The sequence below is a fragment of the Marasmitruncus massiliensis genome (genome assembly GCF_900186535.1).
GTDB classification, from domain to species: domain Bacteria; phylum Bacillota; class Clostridia; order Oscillospirales; family Ruminococcaceae; genus Anaerotruncus; species Anaerotruncus massiliensis_A.
In genome coordinates this window covers 32,998-54,529 of sequence record NZ_FYDE01000004.1, presented here as the reverse complement: position 1 = coordinate 54,529, position 21,532 = coordinate 32,998, and the positions used below count along the sequence as shown (strand labels likewise).

The 21,532-nt window shown below is 49.0% G+C and carries 26 protein-coding genes; all 26 read right to left on the bottom strand.

All coding sequences use genetic code 11. From position 1 onward, the window contains the following. Nucleotides 1-34: 34 nt before the first annotated feature. Nucleotides 35-535: a hypothetical protein gene (locus tag C1A10_RS04220; protein ID WP_145997695.1), complete on the bottom strand. Its 501-nt coding sequence runs from the start codon at nt 533-535 to the stop codon at nt 35-37. Between the two features lie 16 nt (nt 536-551). Next, nucleotides 552-2,147: a MobP3 family relaxase gene (gene mobP3 / locus C1A10_RS04215; protein ID WP_101909068.1), complete on the bottom strand. Its 1,596-nt coding sequence runs from the start codon at nt 2,145-2,147 to the stop codon at nt 552-554. After that, the gene (locus tag C1A10_RS04210) at nt 2,147-2,536 is read right to left on the bottom strand and encodes a hypothetical protein (protein WP_101909067.1); all 390 of its coding nucleotides are present in this window, start codon (nt 2,534-2,536) and stop codon (nt 2,147-2,149) included. The genes mobP3 and C1A10_RS04210 overlap by 1 nt, the downstream gene beginning before the upstream one ends. Nucleotides 2,537-2,824: 288 nt before the next feature. Continuing rightward, nucleotides 2,825-3,793 (bottom strand): M23 family metallopeptidase, encoded by a 969-nt coding sequence (locus tag C1A10_RS04205; protein WP_101909066.1) that lies wholly within the window; start codon nt 3,791-3,793, stop codon nt 2,825-2,827. 5 nt (nt 3,794-3,798) lie between these two features. Beyond that, nucleotides 3,799-5,637, bottom strand: a complete 1,839-nt coding sequence (locus tag C1A10_RS04200; RefSeq protein ID WP_101909065.1) for a VirB4 family type IV secretion system protein — start codon at nt 5,635-5,637, stop codon at nt 3,799-3,801. After that, complete coding sequence (locus C1A10_RS04195) at nt 5,612-6,148, bottom strand: hypothetical protein (protein ID WP_101909064.1); 537 nt, start codon at nt 6,146-6,148, stop codon at nt 5,612-5,614. Before C1A10_RS04195 ends, C1A10_RS04200 begins: the two co-directional genes overlap by 26 nt. Next, on the bottom strand, nt 6,145-6,438 hold the full coding sequence (locus C1A10_RS04190) for a hypothetical protein (protein WP_101909063.1): 294 nt from the start codon (nt 6,436-6,438) through the stop codon (nt 6,145-6,147). The genes C1A10_RS04195 and C1A10_RS04190 overlap by 4 nt, the downstream gene beginning before the upstream one ends. Nucleotides 6,439-6,523: 85 nt before the next feature. After that, on the bottom strand, nt 6,524-6,718 hold the full coding sequence (locus C1A10_RS04185; RefSeq protein WP_101909062.1) for a hypothetical protein: 195 nt from the start codon (nt 6,716-6,718) through the stop codon (nt 6,524-6,526). Between the two features lie 12 nt (nt 6,719-6,730). After that, nucleotides 6,731-7,582: a conjugal transfer protein TrbL family protein gene (locus tag C1A10_RS04180; RefSeq protein ID WP_101909061.1), complete on the bottom strand. Its 852-nt coding sequence runs from the start codon at nt 7,580-7,582 to the stop codon at nt 6,731-6,733. Nucleotide 7,583: 1 nt separating this feature from the next. Then, nucleotides 7,584-7,928: a hypothetical protein gene (locus C1A10_RS04175; protein ID WP_101909060.1), complete on the bottom strand. Its 345-nt coding sequence runs from the start codon at nt 7,926-7,928 to the stop codon at nt 7,584-7,586. Continuing rightward, complete coding sequence (locus tag C1A10_RS04170) at nt 7,925-8,917, bottom strand: DUF3991 and TOPRIM domain-containing protein (RefSeq protein WP_180950980.1); 993 nt, start codon at nt 8,915-8,917, stop codon at nt 7,925-7,927. The genes C1A10_RS04175 and C1A10_RS04170 overlap by 4 nt, the downstream gene beginning before the upstream one ends. Before the next feature lie 104 nt (nt 8,918-9,021). Then, a complete protein-coding gene (locus C1A10_RS04165) occupies nt 9,022-9,642 on the bottom strand; it encodes a hypothetical protein (RefSeq protein WP_101909058.1) in 621 nt (206 codons plus the stop codon). Nucleotides 9,643-9,794: 152 nt separating this feature from the next. Then, the gene (locus tag C1A10_RS04160) at nt 9,795-10,622 is read right to left on the bottom strand and encodes a hypothetical protein (protein WP_101909057.1); all 828 of its coding nucleotides are present in this window, start codon (nt 10,620-10,622) and stop codon (nt 9,795-9,797) included. A gap of 46 nt (nt 10,623-10,668) precedes the next feature. Further along, nucleotides 10,669-10,920, bottom strand: a complete 252-nt coding sequence (locus C1A10_RS04155; RefSeq protein WP_101909056.1) for a hypothetical protein — start codon at nt 10,918-10,920, stop codon at nt 10,669-10,671. Nucleotides 10,921-10,944: 24 nt separating this feature from the next. Beyond that, nucleotides 10,945-11,175, bottom strand: a complete 231-nt coding sequence (locus C1A10_RS04150) for a hypothetical protein (RefSeq protein ID WP_101909055.1) — start codon at nt 11,173-11,175, stop codon at nt 10,945-10,947. Between the two features lie 32 nt (nt 11,176-11,207). Continuing rightward, nucleotides 11,208-11,765: a hypothetical protein gene (locus C1A10_RS04145; protein ID WP_101909054.1), complete on the bottom strand. Its 558-nt coding sequence runs from the start codon at nt 11,763-11,765 to the stop codon at nt 11,208-11,210. A gap of 188 nt (nt 11,766-11,953) precedes the next feature. Continuing rightward, entirely contained in the window at nt 11,954-13,609 is a 1,656-nt protein-coding gene (locus C1A10_RS04135) for a DUF8193 domain-containing protein (protein ID WP_479724263.1), read from the bottom strand. 104 nt (nt 13,610-13,713) lie between these two features. Next, on the bottom strand, nt 13,714-14,307 hold the full coding sequence (locus tag C1A10_RS04130) for a DUF6550 family protein (protein WP_101909051.1): 594 nt from the start codon (nt 14,305-14,307) through the stop codon (nt 13,714-13,716). Between the two features lie 391 nt (nt 14,308-14,698). After that, on the bottom strand, nt 14,699-15,130 hold the full coding sequence (locus C1A10_RS04125) for a hypothetical protein (RefSeq protein WP_101909050.1): 432 nt from the start codon (nt 15,128-15,130) through the stop codon (nt 14,699-14,701). A gap of 48 nt (nt 15,131-15,178) precedes the next feature. Further along, nucleotides 15,179-15,733 carry a hypothetical protein gene (locus C1A10_RS04120; RefSeq protein ID WP_101909049.1) on the bottom strand — a complete coding sequence of 185 codons (555 nt, stop codon included), beginning with the start codon at nt 15,731-15,733 and terminating at the stop codon, nt 15,179-15,181. After that, nucleotides 15,730-16,140 (bottom strand): DUF4320 family protein, encoded by a 411-nt coding sequence (locus C1A10_RS04115; RefSeq protein ID WP_101909048.1) that lies wholly within the window; start codon nt 16,138-16,140, stop codon nt 15,730-15,732. Before C1A10_RS04115 ends, C1A10_RS04120 begins: the two co-directional genes overlap by 4 nt. A 266-nt stretch (nt 16,141-16,406) precedes the next feature. Then, entirely contained in the window at nt 16,407-17,273 is an 867-nt protein-coding gene (locus C1A10_RS04105) for a type II secretion system F family protein (RefSeq protein ID WP_180950979.1), read from the bottom strand. 14 nt (nt 17,274-17,287) lie between these two features. Further along, nucleotides 17,288-18,241: a type II secretion system F family protein gene (locus C1A10_RS04100; protein WP_101909045.1), complete on the bottom strand. Its 954-nt coding sequence runs from the start codon at nt 18,239-18,241 to the stop codon at nt 17,288-17,290. A 14-nt stretch (nt 18,242-18,255) separates the two neighbouring features. Next, nucleotides 18,256-19,629, bottom strand: coding sequence for an ATPase, T2SS/T4P/T4SS family (locus tag C1A10_RS04095; RefSeq protein ID WP_101909044.1), 1,374 nt, complete (start codon nt 19,627-19,629; stop codon nt 18,256-18,258). Beyond that, entirely contained in the window at nt 19,626-20,363 is a 738-nt protein-coding gene (locus tag C1A10_RS04090; RefSeq protein WP_101909043.1) for a hypothetical protein, read from the bottom strand. Before C1A10_RS04090 ends, C1A10_RS04095 begins: the two co-directional genes overlap by 4 nt. Next, the gene (gene cpaB, locus C1A10_RS04085) at nt 20,356-21,519 is read right to left on the bottom strand and encodes a Flp pilus assembly protein CpaB (protein ID WP_180950978.1); all 1,164 of its coding nucleotides are present in this window, start codon (nt 21,517-21,519) and stop codon (nt 20,356-20,358) included. The genes C1A10_RS04090 and cpaB overlap by 8 nt, the downstream gene beginning before the upstream one ends. Nucleotides 21,520-21,532: the final 13 nt, after the last annotated feature.

Genomic DNA, 21,532 nt, shown 5'->3' with positions numbered 1-21,532 from the left:
TTCACTGCCTGCCAAATGATTTGTATTCTTTTTTTTACAGTTCAAAGACGCCGCGTTCATCCAGCCGGATGACATACAGCTCGGACAGCCAGCTTGGCTCCCTTACCTGTGCCATGAGGTTTGCCGTGACAAGATTCACACGCTCCAAGTCATCCAGGTGCACCTTGAAAAAGGCTTCGCTCGGTTCAGAGTAGAAAATAGCATACTGGTCGCCGCCGCCCGCGTCACGGGTGGTGATAACATGCAGCAGGCAGTCCTGCGCCTGCCTGTCCAGTTCCCGGATAAGGTTCAGAGCCTTTAATTCCTCGCTGGTGAAATTTGCGTTCAGATGCTCATTGAGCACCATTTCGTCAAAATGGAATCCATCCATTTCTTCCTCCGGCAGCTCATACCAAAGCATCCTGCCGCTGTCTGTTACGCAGACCGCTTTCCCGGGCAGATAGAACCGGGCGCTGTTCGCTTCCTGTGCGAGATGGGCCGCGCCGATCGCGGAGGTGTCTACTGTTTTACTCATGGGTACTGTTTCAAAATACATGCTTGTCATCCTTCCTTTAATCATAATCATATTCCGGTTCCTTATAATTACGCCAGGTCTGCATGGGTCTGCGGCCTGTAAGGTTACTGTCCTGCTTTTCCTCCCGGCCATTATATTGCTCATTTTCCCGCGCCAGCTTTGCTAAGCTATACGCGCAGGAGCGCAGGAGCAGCTTCGCGGTATACTGCACCTTGTCCCGCATCACCCGCCTTTTCTTTTTTGCCTGTTTTGAAGTTGCAGCGATGCTTGCTTGATGCAATTTTCTGTTACCGTTATTGTAGGATTCTTCCTGTGGATTTTCAAGAGGGCTAAAATCTTGCTGCGAATCCGTTTTTCTTTTTGCTGTTTGGAACAACTCCGGCGCGGTGGTTATACTTTGCAATTCTTCCGCAGCGGTATCCATTTTCGGCACCGATAAGTGCTGTGCGGACAATACCGTTGCATAGCGCAGCACTTCATTATGCAGCACGGTACGGTCGCCAGTACCCGGTTTTCCACGCTGCGCCGGGTGCGGGTGAAAAAAGTGCTCGCGGAATTCCTCCATACGCGCCGCAATCTTCTCCGGGTCCTCCTGGTACTGCTTCACGAATTCCAGCTGAGTGGCGAGATAGGCGTCAAAAAGGCGGGACAGGTGCCGGTCTTTGGTAATCATGAGTTCTACGATCTCGTCCACCTGGGCTTTGATCTGCTGCTTATGATACGCGTACACGTTTTTGCCTTTGTATTCCAGCAGGTCGGCAGACAGCGCCAGCAGCTTGTCGCAGACCTCTTTGGGCGGGCGGTAGCTCTGCTTCTGGATTCCTCGCAGTAGTTCCTCCAGCCTTGCCTCCATCTGCCCGCGCTGATCTGTCCGCACCTCTTTGAGATAACTGACGTCGCCCATAAAGATTTCATTGAAGAAGAGACTTTTCAGACGGGCGCTGGCGTACTGCATATCCCGCACGATTCCCTCGCGCGGATCGGTGCTGTAAAAATACAGGTGCAGGTGGGGATGGTGGTCTTTGTTGTGGTATGCCGCGTTCACGACAAGGTTTTTCGGGTCGATGTTGTAGAGCTTCGCAATCTCCATAGATTTTGCCGTTACAAGGTTTTGCCACGCCTCACGGTGGTCGTAGCCGGTGCGTTCCGCGTCCGGACGTTCAAGTGAGATGATGTGAGACCACATCACGCTGTCCTGGTGTTCCTTCAGCCGCTCCTTTTCCAATTCCATATCCGCGTCGCCGTTCAACGTAAACAGTCCATGCTTTCGGTCGGGCGCTTTCTCCACGGAGGGACGATAGGCGATGTACTTGATGTAGTCCTCGCTGTTAAATGTCTTTTCCCCGCCCTCCCAGTGGAGAACCTGTTCCTGATGAGGTTTCTGTCGCTCTCTCACTTTTTGCCGGTATTGCTCCGATGTGAGGTTGATTGTCCGGCCGCTTTTCAGAGTGACGCGAACCAGTGCGAGGTCTTCCTCTCCGGCTATCAGGTCGTCTGCACTTGCTTCCACAGTAGAGCCATCTTCCAAAACCGCCAGCTGCGCCTCGATTTTGTTGCCCGCGTAATCCAGCGCGTTTACCATGTGCTGCGCATTCTTGATGTAGCCGCTTTTTACAATGATTTTCGCGGGCATTACTCCACAACCTCATCCATCCGGATAACGCGATTATTGGCTTTGAGGAAATCGACCGTGTTTTCCCGGTACTTTTTCAGCTTACCGCGATCCACATCCAGACTGGCCGCAATGATCTGCTCCAGTGTCCCGGTTTCAATTGCCAGTGCGCTGAGCACCTGGTTGGTTTTGTTGTTGATGCGCTGCTCCGCCATGGCCACGGTGGACTGCAGCACCTTGACAATCTCCTGCGGGATGACGGTCGCGTGCTCCTGCATGTACAGGTAGTCGCTGTAAAATTTGATTGCGCTTTCAATGATTTCATTGCCTGTGCGATGCTTTTCTCTGGCAATCCGCTCCACGCTTTCGGCAACCTTTGGGCTTAACCGAACCGTCCTTTTGACTGGCATAACATAGCCTCCTTTACTTTACAGTTTTTTACAAATTTGGAAGTAATCAACCCACTTGAAAGTGGGTTGCAGGATAAAGGCGGGTGGCACGAGTGCCACCACAGCAATGGGCAAAGCCCATTGCAAGGGAATCTAAGTGCCACCGGTTTTGCCACCACCACACTTTTTCTTTTTGCCACAAAAAAAGGAAATTCTTATAAACGTCCTTTCCATGCGGTTTTACAGGCTTTTAATATGCCACCTGTTTTGACTTAAAGTAGCTTTGTAAGCTTTTTAACGCGCCACCCATCAATAAATGTAATCCGCAGGGTTCACATGCCCCTCGGAAGTCCAGATTTCAAGGTGCACATGATGCCCGGTGGAGTATCCGGGGTTCGGGTCGGTGGGGTTCCCGCCCTCAATTCCAATGGTGTCTCCCTGCTTCACGCTTTGCCCAGGTGAGACAAGGATTTGAGAAAGATGCGCGTATTTGGAATAGAAGGTTTCTTCCGGCAGCTCATGCTTAATGACCACATAGTTCCCATAGGGGCCGATTGCCGTACTGGTGGAAACCACTACGCCATCTGCTATGGTTGTGATCGGGGAGTGCCAAGCGCCCTGAATGTCCAGCGCGTTATGGAATTCTGCTTTGCCGGTTACAGGGTTGATACGTCCCCCGTACCCGCAGGTGATGACACCATTCTGAACCGGAGCGGGATACTTGCCAAACAGTGTGCCGCCACTCTGCCCGGGGGAACCCCCGGAGCTGTCATCGGAACCTCCGGTTGTAAAACCAGCCATCGACAGGTTCACGATGGAAGCGATCGCGCCGTCCTGAAAATTGAACGGAGCTTCACGCACAGTGGAGACAATCTCGTAAAAGGTCTTATAGACGTAATAGGTTTCCGTCTCTGTCCGGGTCACTTCCTCTCCGTCTACCGTTTCAGTGACTTCCACTTCACGTTCCTTTTCCAACAAAAAGTACGTCTCGATAAAGTCCTTGATCTGCCCTTTGTCTTCGGTGATTTTGTCGTGGCTGAACAAATCGATGACCTTGATGAGATAGACGTCAATGTCGTTTTCCGGTTCATACTCTGCTGAGACTTCCTGCAATGCCTGGTAGTGCAAATCGTCCTGCTCCATGCCAACAGAAGCGGGATTCAGATACGCCACGATAATGGTAAACAGGCCGCCAACCAGAATGATTGGAAGAATGACCAGCAAAAGAGCCATCAGGACGGCAATGCCCATGATGGCTCCTTTCTTGTTGCTATTCATAACGGTTACCTGCCGCCAGCACTGCCGAACAGCTTTTCCTCATACGAAAGTTTCCCTATATTGACATTATATTTGTCTGACCGGCCGATCTTCAGGAGGCACTGGCCACGTCCTGCGGTAAAGATGCAATCCGCTTCCCCTTGTGATAGCTGGAGCATGCTTTTGGTTCGCTCAAAGGCCAGGTTGCCGGGATTGAACAAAAACTTGATCGCTGCCGAGTTGATGATTGCGGAAGAAATGAACCGGATTTTCTCATCGTCCAGATCCACCAGCTGATGGGTCGCGGTTACTATGATGGATTCATACTTTCTGGCACGCTTGATAAAGTTGCGCAGGTATTTGGCAATCGTGAGGTTATCACGATTCATGAGCAGATACAGTTCATCCACACCGAACAGCACCCGGTTTTCCTTTTTCATAATTTTATGCCAAAGGAACGTCATGACATTAAAAAGGAACGCCTGTGTGCGTTCCTCCGAGCCTGCCAGCAATTCCTGAATATTGAAGTTAATGAGCTTGTCATTGCTGATATTGGTGTGGCCATTAAAGAGCGGGCTTAGCGAACCGTCGTAGGCATCCCGGATGATCAGCAGAAGTTCCTGCAGCATGCTGTCTGTGATTTCCTTGAAGACACCATATTTCTGACGGTCATCCAGCACATTGCTGATGTACTGGTACAGGTCGGTAAAGGTTGGGTAATCCTTGCTTTTGAGCTGCGACAGGTCTGTGTTGTGGTCAATGCCATGCCAGACATACATGTCTTTTGTGAGCATGCTTAACGCGGCAAGCTGCATGCCATTGAGATATGGGAACAGTACCCTGTAGAAATCCTTCAGCCAGCTTAAATGCTGAAAGAACGACTGATCCTCTTTGAGCGCGTCGATTTCATTATCCAGCTCATCGTCTGTGTCATCCTCCGTTTTTAACCGGCGGATTTCAAACGGATTGATTCTGAATTTGCCGGAAGCACAGTTAACGACCGTCCCTCCCATTTTCCGGAACAAATCATTATATTCAGACTCCGGATCCAGCATAAAGCATGAAACTCCGCAGGCCATCATCATCGCGAGGATTTTTTTAATGAGAAAGGACTTCCCGTAACCCGTCTCACCGATGATAATTATATTGCCGCTGGTCATGTTGTGGTCTCGAATCCACGGATCCAGAAACATGTACCCGCCATCCTTTGTAGTACCCAGCGGCATTCCATAGGGGTCGTTCCGGCTGGAATAGGAAAACGGATACATGGTCGCCAGCGCGTTGGACGGAATATTGTTCGCCGTCATGGTAAGCAGGTCTTTCCCGATCGGGCTGACGCCCATGTAACCCTCCTTTTGCTCATAGATTAGCACTTGCGCCGAAATATGGCTTCCGCCCAGTGTGGCGAGGACTTTATTCACCCGCTCCTGCAGTTCCTTTTCGCTCTCAGCGTAGACCTCTATGTAGATATTGACGTAGTAGAACTTACCCTTTTCCTCCAGAAACTTTTTATACGACTGTCGGATGCTCTCCACATCAATACCGGCGGCAATCTGGCGTGTTCCTTTGTTCTCGTGGGACTGCGCTATCGCATTATTGATCTGCCTGTCCACCAGCTTAGTGGTTTTCATGGAATTCATAGGTGTCATACGCATCGTGAACGTCGTGTTCTTGATTTGTGTAACAGCGGTGAGGATGAATTGTGTCTCGATGGTCGCCGGGAAGTTCTTGACGATAAGTACCCGGCGCAGGAAATTGCTCTGCTCGATCTGCTTTGGTTTAAACACCATCATTTCCGGCAGCAGCCGCTGGGTCAGCTCGCTTGTAAAAATACTTTCCTTACTTTGCACCCTTTTGGCTCTCATACAGCATTTGTACCTCCTGTTCAAACGTATAGATATCAAACTCGATGAAACTGCGCAGCTGGAAGTTATTCATAATGGTGATGAGTTCTTCCCGCTTCGCGCGATACGCACGAAAACCCGTTTCCTCCAAAAGGGTTTCAAACAGCGCGCTTTGTTCCGTCTCCATCGGACGGATGATAAAGTAATATGCACGCTGAATGCCATTACTGGTGGATTCAATCTCGCTGATATTATCCAGTATTTCATCCGCGATGAAGGCATACCGTTCCGGGGTCTTTCTCCAAAACGCTTTGTTTTTGCTGAGGTCTTCCGACTTATCCATCGCAAAAATGTGCAGGTTAATGTCAATGCTGTTGAGCAGCCCCATAAACCCCTCTATCCTCATCTGTTTTTCTCCCGGATCCATAATGGAAAGGTTCGGCGGGATAATCCTGAAAAAGTAGAAAGAGTCGTTTTTGCACTTGATGTGATCCTCCATAATCTGAAAATTCAACAGGTCTGTTATTTTCATTTTCTTCTTTCACACTCCTGTAAGCTGTATCTTTGATCTTTCTGGAAATAACGCCAGCGCATAGCCAGTGCCTGCTGCACATTCCTGCCGTCCGGCAATGCACGCAAATGCAGTACCAGATAGAGTGCCGGGACGGCTAATGTCAGGGTTGGAAACCCTTTTTTAGTGACCATGAATAGGGCTATGACAGCAATCGTCAAGAAAGCGACAAGCTCCATAATTTTGAAACCGCCCAACAAATAGCTGCGGTTTAAATTTGGCGGGATATAATAGACTCTTTTGTTTTCCATAAAAACCTCCTTGTTACATGAAAAAAGCTGCGTCATATGACACGGCTCATGATTCCGGTAGTTTAGTACCGGGCTATTCAATTGATTACACAAACGCACCCATTAAATTAAGTATTTTAAATCCAAAGTAAAATGAAATTAGCAGCGACACAATAGCTAATGTAATACAAACCCGATTATCAACCACTGTCCCCATGCAGGCGAATGCCAAAAAGTAATCCACGATTTCATACAAAACTGCTTCTCCAATGTCTTTCATACGTTTTAAAATATTTTTCATAGCGTCGCTCCTTTACTTTACGAATGACATTCCTGACTGTACAAGACTTCCAGCAGCAGAAATGACAGAAGACGCTCCGCTGGAATAACCGAACTGGCCAAGAATTTTGGGTACAAAGAACATGGTAGTCCAGCAGACGGCTGTTGTAACGAATGCATCCGGAGAAGCCCCGGTTAAGCTGTCCAGCCCGATATAAAACAGAAGGTACTGGAGAAAGTAAGTGGCGGAAATTGCTATCGTCTGACGCAGCCAATCTCCCATTTTTGCCGTGTCCCCCTGAATGATCGAAGGAATGTAAAACGAGGAACTGAAAATTTGCACAAACAGGGTCCCGCAGCGCAGCAATGACATGACAAAGAAAGCAATAAATGCCGCAAAAACTACCACAACCATGAATGTCAGGAAAAAGCCTCCGGTCACTCCGCCTAAACACGTGGAGAGCATTGCTGTAAGTCCCGTAAAGGTTGGTGTTTGCAAATCAATGTCAAACCCCTCAATAACAGTTTGAGAAACCGTATAGGTTGCAAGGCCGATGTACCGGTTAAAAAGCACAAACAGCAGCCCTTTGCACAGGTTGCTGAATATGATTGCCCAGTTAACCCGATCGCTCTGCTCCACGATCTCCATAATTAAAAACAAGAGGGATATTGCCAGGACAACTGTATTGATCCATGCTGAAAAATCCAAAAGTCTCTCAATGACAGGCACATCCCAAAAAAGATTTGTAGTGGTTGTGAGAAGCTGCAGAACCGTATCAATAAATTTGGATAGCCCGCCATAAACCCATTCGTATAGCCATGCTGCAAACTGGTCAAACAGCCATGCCAGCCCCTTGGCTGCCATGCCCCCAATTACATTTATCACATCACCACATCCTTGTCATAAAAAATGATGCTGCTGTCGCTGCACTGCTGGATGAATCCATCAGCTTCCAGCCCCATGTTGGGAAACTAAGCACCAACCCGATTCCCACAATTGCTACAATGATTTTAATGATATCGTCCTTGTATTCATCGTTCGCTTTATGCTTATTGACTGCGCTGACAATAAAGAAAACCATAAATGCAGCAATTATCGCCGCCGAAAACCAAACTACGACCGTATTCACAAAGTGTTTGACAATTGTCATCCCGGTATCTGCCGCACTGTCGATACCGGCAATCACGCTGGTGGCGGCATCTAATAACGGTGCACGATTCATAAACTTCATAAGTCCATCCCTCTTTCAAATGTTTGCTGTTCACTGGCTGGCGGAAGCTGCGGTTTTACAGCCTGGTTCTGTTCCCGCAGCAGGGCAGGATTGCGGAAACTCACCAGCTGCTCGTTCCAGTCCTTCCCGACGGTCGGGCATTTGTCTACGATTTTTCCGGCATATCCAATGTTGGTCAGAGACTCGCGCAGCTGCTCCCGCGCTTGGTTTCCCGCAGCGTCATTATCTGTTGCCAGATAGATCGTCCGGATACCCTGATTTTCCGGCTTCTTGATGTGGTACAAAAGCGCGTTATCCGCCACGCCGCACAGGGAAAGGTAGCTGTAATTGGTGGGGTCGCGCTTATTCTCCCGCAGCAGCGTCATGATGGACATCGCGTCGATCGGCGCCTCCGTCACGAACAGGGCGGGTGCTTTGTTGTCCACAAAAAAACCAACCTCCTTTCTGCTGCCCGACGCGTCTCCCCGGTACGAAACGGTTGTGGATGTGCTGCGCTTTGTGGCAAAGGCCGGAGCGCCGTTATAATCCAGCCCGACAAACACGCAGTTGTGACGGTCATCCTCATACAGCAAGCGGCGTTTCATAAGCCCGGCAATTACCTCATTGTCGATGCAGCGGGTTTTGTTGAGATAGGCGTACACCCTGCTGTACTTGCCCGTAGCTGCTTCTGGCAGTCGCAGCTCCTTTTTTGGTTTCCGGTATGCTGCCCTTGGGCGCGGCTGATAGTCCGGGCCGTAAGTAAGCATCCCGCGCAGCTTGCTGACAGCCTGAGGCATATTTACCCCGTCCACCCACATGACAAAGTCGATGATGGAGCCTGCCGTTTTCCTGTCCGCATTGCGGACAAACAGGTTTTTCTCCGGGTCGATGCGCACGCTGTCGTGCTCCTTCAGGGTCACTTCCGAACCGGCACGCAGCAGCGTGAAGCCGCGTGATTGAGCGAACTCTGTGATACGGATGTCCTGCTTGATAGCCTGTAATAAGTCCATATGGATTCCTCCTTTTCCTTTTTGTTGCATAAAAAAACGCCGGCATGAACCGGCGTGGGAAGACAAAAAAAGAACACGGCAAAACCGTGCTCTTTCGATACAATTTACGGTAAGGCTCTTATTCTAGTTTTATATAGAAGACGAAGCCTATTTTGAGCGTCAATTTTCTTAACCAAAAAAGCATTTGCAAATACCAGTAGTTCATCTGAACTGCCTATAATTTCTCTGACGACCATGTTTTTTTCTCTTAAATAATTAATGACGGACTGTTTGGGCATCAAAACACATAATGTGATTTCGTATAAACAGGGGAATGAATTCCAAAGATGCTGCTCACTTTCAAAACTCAAAGTCCTAATACCCAAATGCAATAATTTTATTAAATCTTCACTTTCCTGCTCATCAAATCTATCCTCTATATAGAGAAAAACGAGAGCCCCTGTCAAAAAAAGCAGTTTATTAACCGTATCTATTTCTCTATCTACAATGATGAACTGAAAACTCTTACCATCTTTCTTCTTAAACTCTTCAAAAACATGAGCTTTTGCGCATCGAAAGTCCCAATACTCCAATAAACTTGTCCCTAACGGCCTACCAGTAAATATACGCAATTTCATTTGATTGGCCACGTGCTCAAGTTTTATCTCTTTCTTTTGTACCGCATGATACATATCAAGAAACTCCGATGCTAAATTTTCAATTATTATAATGATCTCTTGTTCCATGTGTTTTTCCTCACGACAATATAATTATACATATCAATTTTTCTCCATTTTATATTTTCTCTTTTTGTTGCAGCAAAAAAATGTCGACATGTACCGGCATGAGAATGATAAAAGCGCAGCCGTTTGACTGCGCTTGTTCCACTATGTAACTACTATTTAATTTCCAATTGCTCAACATGTCGGTTCAGATGCCGGGTTCGCCAACATCCACAGCGAAACACAGTATCCCATGCGGATAGCGGAAGCAAATCAAAATGATACAAAGTATTTGCAGCTCCTTTGAGCAGCCATATCCGTGTATTGGCATGGTTAGCGTTTATGCAAACCTCTGTTTCCACCTCTGTGATTTTTCGTCGTTTCAGGAATCCGATCTGCTTCTCTGTGCAGCGCACCTTGTAAGATAAGCCAGGGAATAGCTCTATCTTCGCTCCGCCTGTATTGCACTTTACATCCAGCATGGTTGGAAAAAAGCTAAAAATAGATGGAGGTTCGCCTGGCGGTGGCTCCACCCACAGTACGGCAATTTCACCCTGCCGGTCTTCACCGCAAAAAGAGTACTGAAATACATATTCCCTGGCTTCTCCCTCCGGCTGAAGCAATGTATGGTCATCAAACGGAAGATGGTAAACATAAGCCTCAATCGTTTCCACACCAGATCGTTTCGCCATGCAGACACGGTGCTTTCCTTCTGAAACCCAATAATGTCCTGCATACTCTGACAGACGTATCGGGTCTCTTTGTAAAAACGGCGTTTCCCCTCGTTGATACGCCTCCCAAAAAACACGGCATCGGCTACTCTGTTTACATATCTTTAAGCAATCCGGGTCTTCCGCGCTTTTAATAAGCGCCTTGAGTAGATCTTCCTCTGAATCCCAGTTGGCATCCAAACCAAGACTTGCAAGCAACATACATCTGCTGCCTAAATAAGTCGGGTATTCCATGATGTCGGCAACCCTGACCGTTATCAGTTCGGTTGTCATAGCAGCTCATCACTCCCCTTTGAAAAATAGTATAGTCCATCAAAGGTTATAGAATCAACTGTTCCTTCGAGATGTCTCCCTCAAAGTACCGTCTCCATGTATCGTAATTGTGCTCATATAGTCGCATTTTACATCCGGGGTACTGTGCATCCATTTCTTTGGCAGCTTCGGTAATGTTGCACCCATATACGCCGCCGATCGGCCGCAGCACGATCTCTCCGTCCTGTGTTTCTATCACAAGGAGCGCAAACGTCTCTTTTTGAATAAGTGCTTTTTGGATATTTAATATACTCGTCATATTGACTCTCCTTTTTGTAGTCCCTCACGGGTTTTCTGATTCAGCATAGCGTTTTGCTCCATCCTCCAGTTTCTGCAATTTTACCCGTGCTTCCTGCTCATTCATGGAGGAATCCAGAACCAGCCAGAAAAATGTGCCGTCGTACAGATATTGATCTGAGTTGTAATAATGACGTTCCAATGGAGCCAGCTTCCGCAAAAGAAGATTAAGACCTGCTTGCTTCTGAATAGTATAGTTTGGCACATACGTAAACACGGATCTTTTCCCCTCCTTTCAAATCACGTCTATTACACTTTCTCGCTCTGACACAACGCTTCATCCAAAGGCAAAGACTCATAAAGGTGATGGTAAAGGGCATTCAGAAACGTCTGCGATAAGTCCCTTTCCCATGACAACAGATCATTAATTTCAATATTCCCCTGCTCCAGCTGCGCAAAGGTGAAACGTGCACGGGTTGATCCCAGAATATTAAACTCTAGCTCAGATATCTGAACAGATTTGGAACTCAGCCTTCCCTGCAATATCAGCATTTGACGTATGGTCTTCACGACCAGTTTTCTGTGCTCCGCTATTTTGGAATTTCCCTGAGATAGTTTACTTTCAAGTTCCTGATTTTTCTCCTCCAAAAGCTCATTTTCATGCTGGAGTGAATCCCGTTCCTTAAGCATAGGCTCTATAAACGCAAACTCTTCTGGCCATTTTTTCTCCATAACTTCAAAGTCGGTTTTCTTCCGCTTTGAAACGGGATGGTTGGAGTTTCCCATCAGCAGATAATAAAGATTAAGGGCAACACACATACCGCAGGCAAAAGCGATATAGACGCTTGCGACTAGTTTATAATCCATAATACCACCCCTTATCGTCAGCTTCGGTCTGTTGCAATAATTTCCGCAGCAGCACATCGTGGCATGGGGACTGTGATATCAACTCTAATTCCCTTTTGCCATCCTCCACTGTGAGGACTCTGGTGCATGGTTCAGATTGTTTTTTCTTTGCCGTTATCAGAGTTTCCATGCAATTGCCATCCTTTCTATCATTCAATCTTCTGCGGAACAATTACCCAATCGTCGTAGGCGTTCCCCTCAATCTCAAAATCAAAGGTATCCTGCGCCACGAGCTGGCCATCTGGCGTCCATGAGTCAAAGGAGATCATGTAGGTCTTGTAATTTCCATCAGGGTACCAGATCGGCGTGAAGTGCACCCGCTGCTTTGTCATGGAGTATTTGTTCTGCTTAAATTCCCACTCGCTGTAATAGCCTGTCCGCGTCGCTTCCAGCAGCCGGTCATAAGTTTTATACCCAAATTCGGGAAACAGGGTAACGACATTCTGGATTGGCGTCACGTCATACTCCCTGCTGGTAGACACCGAAGCGGTCACTTTGATGTTGTAGCCGTAACCGGATTTCATTTCAAAGGAACTGTATCTCGTGATTGCGGTTGGCACCTTTTCATCCGGCGTAATTTTCATGGTAGGAACCAGCTTTGCTGTGTAAGAATACCACTCGAACTCCCACCAGCCCTGGTCTTCCCAATACCCGCCATCATCATCGTCGTCATCGGATACCCATACCCAATGTGGAACCCAATAGGCGTGCCATTCACCCCAAGTGGCAGTCGTTTTGGTGGGGTAGGACGGTGCACTCACCGTTTTGAAGCTGTCGTTTCGGTCACGGCCTGTCGGGTTCGGCGGCGTGATTTCCCCCAGCTTCACGACATTACAGGTTATCGTGGATTTTGCCGCACTACCGTCTGTTGCGTGAACGTCTATGTTCACCACCTGCGGTTCTTTTGGCGTGTGCCACTTTACCCATATAAGTTGGGATTCTCCGGCCGGGATGACGAAGCTCTTTGAATAGGTCTTGCCAAGAATTACGACATAGGCATTATCGTCGGGATTAATTTCGCCTCCAGCGTAAACACGAACGGCTGTAATCACGTCTGTATCCGTTCGGTACTCATAATCGTAAGTGGTGACGACCGGATCCGGCACAGGCTCCTTGAAGTTCACAATACCAAGCCCCAGCTGCTCTATGATGGTAGCATCATCTTTGATTCCGGTAGCAGGACCGCTGTACGCAGGATACCCCAGCTGCGGAATGTCCAGAAACATCGAAAGCGGCAGGTTTTGATGCGTTGCGTAACCGAGCTTTGCCTTCAGGTCGCCGCTCGTGATCTGATCGTACAGAGCGACTTCGGTTGCAGTGGCTGCAAATTTTAATCCGTTGTATCGGAAGTATAAAATTGGTTCTATCAGGAGCACATAGTCGCCATTGATGAGCTTGTCATAATCAAAACTAACGGTCTCGGCTATGTATTTGACAGTGTTTTCATCACGGAAATAGTTTTTGACTGATTCAATATTACTCCCCCCATTAGATGTAACAACTTGAGGTATTGGGGAATTAGGACAAATAACAGAATAACCATTTAACTCAGGCGATAGAGAGCTTTTTATTTGTAACTTGTTTTTACCATCAAAATGTATAAGATCACTCGGTAAAGTTATATTTGAAAAATCTATAGGTGTAGTAACGGATGCTCTCGTTTTTTCTTTTACAACTGTCACCCTAATACCGTCTTCTCCTACATTCCAGTAGCTACCACCATCTACATCCCCATCGTCAACCCCGCCGCCACCTCCATCCATGTTCGGGTCGCCCTCCGCAAAAACAGGAGAACAGAAAGACATCATAGTTATCATTGCAAGTAAAATACAAAATACCTTTTTCACTTCTGCACCTCCAAACAAAAAGAGCACAGTCATTCGACTGTGCTCAATAAATTGCTTAAATACTAATATCCAACTAGATTTCCGCTTAATTCAAAATCAGCAGATTTGGTCTTATTTGAACCACTGTTATCTATCCATCCAAAACCCGGCACATAAACCTGGCCTTTTTCATTCGGGATTTGGTTGCCGTTGTCGTCATACTTTACGCCGCCAGGATTATCTGTCGGCTTAGAAGAGGAAGGCGTTTCCGGCGCGCTGCTGGGATTGTGGAGTTCTTCTTCCGTTGGCTCCGGCTTGCTGTATTCCTCCTTGATCGTCTCGTTGCCGCCCTCATCCGTGGACACCGAAATCTCCGGAGCAGATGAGGAAGACGCAGACAGCCCCGCGTTCTTTGCCGCGATCTTGCTGTCCTGTTTTTGTTCCTCTAAGGATTTAATGGGCGGGATCTCCAGCTTCGAGGAGGACGCCGCCGCTTCTGCAGCTTCGGAAGCCTGCGCTTCCTGCTGCATTTGGATCTGCTGCTGTGTCAGAAGCGCTTCATACTCCGCCGTCTTGTTCATTTTATAAATAACGCCTACCGTAAGGGTAGCAACCATAAGGACTCCCACGGATGACGCTCCGAAAATCAAAAGATTCTTTTTCACTTTTGCTGTCATTGCTCTAACCGCCCTTTCTAAGCCTATGTAGTTGACTTTTTTCATACTGCGGTATATAATTGAAGTAGAAAAGGTGCTAACCGGTTCAAACGGTTATCCCGCCGTTTTAGTTAAAAGTAACCGCTACAGGTGAGATGGTAGGCGGTTACTTTTTTATTGCGACGATGGTAAACAAGATCAGCGCCAACGCGATAATTATGTATTCCATCAGCTCACCACCTCCCCTCTGTCCGGGCAGGGAACCTGCCTGATTCAGGTGGAAGCGGGGTAACCGTCCTTACGACCAACACCATTTTCTACATCTTTATTGTACCACAATATGGTTCTAAAAACAAGCATCAATCCGCTTTTCATGCGGGTTTGTGCTTGTTTTTTTCATAGTTGTTTCGGATTATTGCGTGGCTGATTCCGCCGGTTCGTTAACCGGCAAAAGAAGAATATACTCTTTTTTCCACGATCCATTCCATTTCTGTTTTGTGTTGGAATACTGAACCAGAACGACATCGCTACCTTCCTTGCGTACTTCTTTCAGATCCACGATCATGGTACTGCCGTCCTGCAGCACTGCTGTGCAGCGCTGGACACTTTCCTGCCGAGTGTCGATAGTGGTTAATGAATAGCTTTTCAGCTTATACCGAGCAGATTGGGTATATTCAGGAACAGCGAAGCACTGGGTTAGCATCCAAACGATAGCTACGAAGATCAATACAATCCCTAACACATTCAGAGCAGCCTTATCGACAAGGCTATCCGGGCATTGTGCTATTTGAGTTAAAACAATGCCTACCACTAGGATAATTACCGGCCAAAGAGATATTCCCACAATTTTCTCCCTCCTTTACCCCCGGCGCATCTGCGTCAGGGGCATCTTTTAATCAAACAAATCCACATACACGGACTGGTGCTCCATCCGGATCACCAGCGACGGGAAAGCATCAAAGCCAAGCGAGAACGGGATTTCCACCCGGCAGGACGCTAGATACTTCGCCTGCTTTGTGTTGGAAGCAAACTCCGCGTTATCCGGAATGACATCCACCTGGCTGATCGCAAACTCATAGGAATCACCCTCGGGGTTTGGAGAAATGAACACGCCGTTTTTGGACTGCAAATGCAGCAGCCCCACCAGCTTGTTCTGCACATCTATTGTAGAAATCTTCTCCCTCCAATCCTCGCCGGTTAATTCATACGCGCCGCTGTTACCCTCCCGCACGCCGTTGAAGCTGTTGTACGCGTTGTTGATTGCCACGCTCGTGACCGCCTGCTCCATCGCGTCCCGGATTCCGGTGGAGATGATCTGCACCCGGTGGTATTCCATCAAAGCGATAAAAAACAGAAAGAGGATGACCATCCAGATGATAGCCGTCATCAGGATATCCCCGCGCTTATCGCGCAGCTTTGAGATGAGCTTGTCCAGAGTTCGTGTCATTTGTGGTACACCTCGCTCCGTCCGGTCGCTTTGGCTTTGAGGGGAACATCCAGATAGAAAAGGTGTCCCACAGCTGAAACCGTCACGGTGAACGGCGCTTCCAGCTGGAGCTTTTTCCCGGAGTAGAAGTCCCCTTCCACGGACAATTCGCCATCTATTCCGGTCACGCTCCTGAGCCGGTTAAACTCATCGTAAACCGCGCTGTCCACCGCACCGCGCAGTTCTATGTATCGAGCGGTTTCCGTAGCCGTATCTTCAATTCCTTTCTTGAGGGACAGCACGCCCCACGTCTCTATGCCGGTCGCTATCAGAGTCAACAGCATCATCAAAGCAATCATGAACTCCAGGTATTGGGACATGCCGCACCGGCTTTTTAACTTCGCCCGTACACGCTTGAAAGCCCACATGTTTTCACCTCGTTATCAGGAATAGTCAAACAGATCCAGAGCGCGTTCTTTAATCCTTGCCCATATTTCCTGAGTCGTCCCTGTAAACAGGCCGATCAGGATTGCACCGACTACAAGAACTGCTGCGGCCAAAACCATAAACTCTATGATTCCGGATCCGCTGCGTTCCTTTAATTTTAGCTTTATCCGAAAGATTAGATTCTGTGTTTGTGCAGATGTTCTGTAACAAACCCTTTTTAACAGTTGCATCGTGAAAGTCTCCTCTACTAAATTATTTTTTGGTTTTGCATGACCTGAAAAAGAAGGACATACATCAGCATAACGAAAAAACAGGCTACAACGCCAATCATATAGGGCGTCAGTTTTTCAGGCCGCTTCTGGATTTCCTGCTTTTGACGCTCGATGCCCTCTCGCCGGAACTCGCTGTTCTTGGTGTAGAAATAAAGCTGCTGATCTTCCCCGCGCAGGACGGACAGTAGCCCGCGCACCAGTTCGGACAGCTTCGTGCTGCCGATCCGGTTCTCCAGCCCGCGCAATGCGTTCTCCGAATTGCCGGTTTTCATATCCGCCAGCGTAATATCCAGCTCCTCCGCCAGCTCCGGCCCGCAGACCCTGCGGTAATGCTCCAGGATTTTCACCACGTCCCTGCTGGCGGAAAGACTATTGGAAATCGTGCTGGCCATGCGCGGCAGCTCCCGCTCGATCTTTTCACGCTTCTCTTTCAAACGTTTCTCCGGCTCTTTCATGTTCTGAAAATAGGCAACGACCGCTGCCCCGATAAAAATTAAGGGTACAATGGGGTTTATGAGCAGCATAGCCATCCCCACGGCGGCTAAAATCATTGACTGCGCCGCCATATTCGCGGTAAATTGCACTGCATTTCTGGAATCCCCAATGGTTTTCAGCGTATGGTCGAGCTTTTCCCGCTTATACGGGTTCATTGTTAAATGCGATTCCAGCCGCTTTGCCAGCGGCGCGGCCAGCTTCTCCATCTGGCTGCCTTTTGCCTTTTGCCGTCCGCTTTCGCGGTAGAGCTTTTTGGTACGCAGTGACGGCAGGATTAACGTATCTGTCAGAATCAGCCACAGGCCGGTTCCGGCTAGACCTGCCAGAGACAACTGCAAAAAAAGCATCGAAATTCCTCCTCTCATTCAATTGGCGCGGTCAGGCTGATCGCTTTATTCATACCCGCAAACAGCACCACGCTTAATACCGCCAGGATTGCTTTGCCCGCCGAGGTGCCAACCAGAGTAAAAAACCAGTCTTTGTTTACCAGATAAATAATAGGAATCATGGCAAGCGCTATCCCGGCAATGGAAAGGAACGTTCTCACCGGCTGTTGGAGAATCGTCTCCAGTGAATTTTGCAGCGCTTTATTGTCACTGAACTGTTCTACAACCGGGGACAGGCTGTACTTGTAGTTGCGGTCGATCATGCACAGTGTCAGGATGTCGCACCAGTCGTGGAATACCGGGTTTTCTATCGAAGCTTTCAGGTTTTGGATATTGTTCTGGATATTGGCATCTACAAACTTTACGCCGTTTACAAACTTTGCGAATGCTGTCCGTACCGGATCTTCCAGATACGACAGGTTCTCTTCCGCCGACTGCGGCAGGTTGTCAGTCCGCAGATAGGAGCTGGTGATGACTGAAAGTGCCACTTCCAACTCGTCGCAGAGCTGGCGTTTAAAGTGGATCTCGCTATACCGGATATACCACATCGGGATGAGTGAGCAGCCTATGGAAAGCACCGGCAGCATGAGGATATTCCGCATAGCAGCGGCGGCGACCAGTCCGGCACAGAAACAAACAGCGGACATCCGCATCATAAGCTTGACCTTGCCCTGCTGATTCGTGGATGTCAGGATCCGGCGGGCATCCGTCAGGTTCTGCTGGAAAAAGTTCGGCTTTTCCTTCCCCTGAGACTGCCGCACCTTCCGGAGCAGGGGCTGTTTCCTGCCGCTTTGCATTTTTTTGACCAGTGTGCTCAGCTTTACTTTCAATTCTTCCTTTGCCGGGATGAATGAGAGCGGGTTCAACCCCAATAAAAAAGCACTGCCGGCAATCAGCAGCACAAAGAGCAGTAGTTTGATTCCAAGCAAGATAACCTCCCCCTTTAATATTGATCCGCTACGGATTTCGCCATGCCTTTTTTAATCAGGCGGCTGCGCAGCCTATCACTGATTTTTTCCCCCTCGATAAACGATCCAACCACTTTTGGTTGGTTGTTTTCATCAATGTAGTTATCTGTGATTTTGTAGTTCCATAACGTTCTGTATTGAAGCTCGCCATTTTTGTAGGTTTCGCCCTCGATGATTTCCGTCACCTTCCTGCTGCCGTCCGTCAGTTTTTCCTGATAGACAATAATGGGGAAAGCCCCGATCATTTTACGGTATAATGCATCCTCGGATGCCCTAGAAACTTTTTGTGCCAGTTCCACGAGCCGTTCATAGGTATCCGGCGCACTGTAAGAGTGGGTAGTCGTTGCAACGGTATGTCCTGTTCTGGATGCTTCCGCCGCTGTAATCGCTTCATGGGAGCGCATTTCCCCGACTCCAATGATATCCGGGTCATAACGCAGGATATTTTCAAGCAGGTAATCCTGTGAGATATTCTGCTTCTCGTTCTCGCTGGGGCGCGTCAGCAGATGCACCACATCGTTCTTCACCCGCCCATTCTCATCGCGCCGGATCAGGTCGAATTCCCGGCTGCCTTCCTCAACGGTAATCACACGTTTATCCGCGTTCGCAGAGATGGAGGACAATACATATCCCACAGTTCCGGTCTTTCCACTTCCGGTTTCTCCTGCTAAACAGATACTCACGCCGTACCGCATACAGCTTTCCAGAAAATCCAGCGCTTTCCCCGGTATCGTTTCATACTCCTTTACAAGATTGCGCCTTGTGAGCTTTGAAAACGACACAATTCGGATGGAGCAGGAGACGCCAATTTCCTCGTCCAGCACAGGCGTCTTGAACACCGCGATACGGACATTCTTTGCAATATGCCCCAGCGCCAGCGGCTTCGCGTCGTCGATCACCATGCCGCTGTGCCGCAGCATCCGGGTAATGACGTCAATTGCGTGCTGCGGGGACAGGAACTGTTCCTCCAGCCGGATTTTCCCTTTCTTCGACGTCTGTAGAAAGATGCATTCCCAGGAGTTGACGTTAATTTCCTCCAGCCCCAATTCCTCAACTTTTTCCGGAGACAGATAGTCCGTCAAAAAGGAATAGAGCACCATGTCTTTGTAGAGCCGGTCGGTGAGTTCGGTCAGGTTTTTGCTTTCATTGCAGTTGATGGACGCCTCAATGAGATAGTTTTCAATATTTTTCTTAATGAGGAAGGTGTCTTCCTTCGTCAGCTCCTGTTTGCTGAACAGGTCTGCATATTCTTTGGACATATACTGCTGCACCTTTTGGAGCACATCCCGGTAGGGGGTATGCCCTTGAACGGAGAACAGATAATCATTTAAGCTGGGTGCTTCCGTCATTTCAATTCCTCCAAAAGTTCTTCTACACGCCGTTCCAACACCAGCCCAGGGCGGCGGGTAAAATCTTTGAACAGTTTCCCAGACAGCATCCGTTCCTCCGCTTCCGCCGCGTAAGGGAGCAGAAACCGCACATCCTCGATAATCCCCAGCAGTTCATTCACCGGGCTTGTTTCCCGCACTGGGGAGAGGACGCGGATGTGCTTTCCGGTTTTGTATTTCTCATCCCGCAGCAGCTGTAAAACCGCGTTTAAGTATTCCAGTCCTTTGCGATCCGGCGTCAGGGTACAGATGACACGTTCGGAAACTCCCATGGCGGTGAGCGTGACGCTGTCCGCAGCCGGGTTGCTCATGCCGTCCACCAGAACAACATCCGCAAGGCCGGACAGAACGTTCAGCAGTTCCATGACATTTGCCGGTTCCCACAGCGGCGGATAAGAGATCGGCGTATCTCCGGGCGCTAATGCCAGGCAGGCCAGATAGCTGCTGTCCGGATGGAACACCAGTTTCGGGATAAGCTGCTTTTGTGTAAGTCCCGACTTTAACAACAGCGGTCCCATGGAATGAGACTTGTCCGTTTCCACGGTCGGGAGCAGCACCTTGAGGTGCGGCACAACCTTGTCGCTGCTGACGAGGATTACATTTTCCTTGCGCAGGGCAAGGCGGCTTGCCAGCGCGAGAGAAAGCAATGTTTTGCCGCTGCCCGGCGAACCGTAGATGGTTATGAGTTTACTCACCGCTTTTCTCCTCGCTTTCTGTCTGTTCCGGATTCAGGCCGCTGTAATCTGTCCCACCGTTTAGTAGGTTCTGAATACTTTCATCCTGAAGCAGATCATGAAGTTCCTGCTCTTCCTTTTTTGCCGCGTCGTCCAGGTACTCGCCCTGCGTCTGAAGGTAAGACTGCGCCGCCTGTTCGTTCCCGCGCGACACCAGTGCCAGATGCAGTTTTGCGTTCACTTCCAGCCCCGCGACTGCCGCCGCCTGTTCCGGTCGAACCAGCAGCGTGACGGTGGCGGGTTGGTTATCCTTGTCCTCACTACTTTTATTGTCCTTGCCGGAATTCTCCGGCTCGTCCCGCTGCCTGTCAGCCCCTAATTGGCTGGTAACGGCGAGCACCCGGACAAACCGCAGCTCCGGCGGCTGGATGGCCAGATAGTCTGTTTCCTCCGTATCCGTCTGGTTTGGCACCGCGTAGACCGAAACCACATCCCCGGCACGCAGCTTCCCGGAAAGCCCATCCGCGAACGATTGGATGGTGGCGGAAATGGCCTGCTGTCCGTCCGGGATGGTATACAGATAATCGTCCGGGAATGGGATGGATTCCGTGAGCTTACTCGCCAGCAGCGTATCTCCGGCAACGAGATCCACCGCCGCATATTTCCCGACAGCCTGCGAAGCGTCCTGTATGGCACTGTTGGGAACTCCCTGCGCGGGAACCTGTTCCGTGCGGATTATGGAAGATTCTATTCGCTTGCCTTTTCCGAGCGGAGCGGTCATGACCGTAACGGTCGTCATCTCTGTTCCGGTTACATACGACATGACCGGCACAAGGACAAAAGCAATGATGCAGGCCGCTGACACGCACGCTGTCCCGATCACTAAGCGGTTGCGGTAAAACGGGGCTTCGGACGGAGGCTTTTTCTGTTTCTCCGGTTTCTGTTTCTTCTCTTTTTTGGGCTTGGGCAGCTTGCCCACCGTCTTTTCCTCCGGCGGATCCGGCGGCAGGAAGCTGTCCGGGTAGGCGTCCTGCTCTGAAAATGTCTCAACGCTTTCCCCGAAATGCGTGGACAGGTCTTCCTCTGCTTTCACTTTAGGAAGCCGCCGCTTTTTCTCCCGCTTGGGATGTTCCTTTTTGGGCCGGAAGACTTCTTCCTCTTTTCTGAATCCAAACAAATTGATTAACACC